Here is an 804-nt window from a genome sequence, read left to right on the forward strand (position 1 = left end):
GCTCAGCTGGTGCTGGGGCCGGTGTTCGGGCGGGGGGTCGGCTGAAGGGTGTGCCGGCGCTGGGACGCCGCTGAGAAGCCTGCTCGGTCGGCTCAGGTGTCCGCCGACCGGGCGGATTCGCGCCGCCGTTCGGGGGCGTTCCCGGCGACGTCGGCTAGCCAACGGCTCCATCCGGCAAGGTCACATCTCCATGCGACTCTGCACGCCCGCTCACCTCTGTCTCGCGGCGGCAGCCGCCGTTCTGCTCACCGGGGCCCGTCCGGCGTACGCGGACGAGCCGGCGCCCGCCTGTGCCGCGCCCGACGACCACACCTTCCCGCTCACCACCCGCATCCACGGCGGGCCCGGCGCCTACGAGGCCGGGGGCGGATTCGGGACCTGGTACGTCGATCTGACCAACACGACCGACCGGCCGTGCACCGGAATCCATCCGGTCGTCGTGCTCGTCGACGACAAGCGGGCGCTGGGGCCCTCGCAGCCCCGGCTGGAGTTCTTCGAGGGGGCGCGGGCGCACCCCGTGCGGTTCGAGAAGAGTGATGAGGACGAGCTCATCGGGGCGTTCGCCGACGACCAGGACCGCTTCGCCGGGTTCACCGTCGGGCCCGGGAAGACCGTCTCCGTGAAGGTGCGGCTCGCGGTCACCTCGGACGCCGTACCGAACAACGTCACCGTCAACGCCGCCGTGGTGCAGCGGCACGACGACGACGGCGACTGGGTCGGGCAGTCGAACGACTACCGCTTCGGCATCGAGGACGGCGGGCCGATCGACGGGGGTGAGCCGGACGCCGTGGTGCTCATCCAGCG

Annotated in this window: 1 protein-coding gene; it reads left to right on the top strand. The window is 72.3% G+C overall.

The window, feature by feature from the left end:
- Nucleotides 1-190: 190 nt before the first annotated feature.
- Nucleotides 191-804 (top strand): hypothetical protein (locus CCL05_RS43605; RefSeq protein WP_086565931.1); only part of this gene is annotated, 614 nt, incomplete at its 3' end.

The organism is Streptomyces africanus, assembly GCF_002150735.1.
Taxonomy (GTDB): domain Bacteria; phylum Actinomycetota; class Actinomycetes; order Streptomycetales; family Streptomycetaceae; genus Streptomyces; species Streptomyces africanus.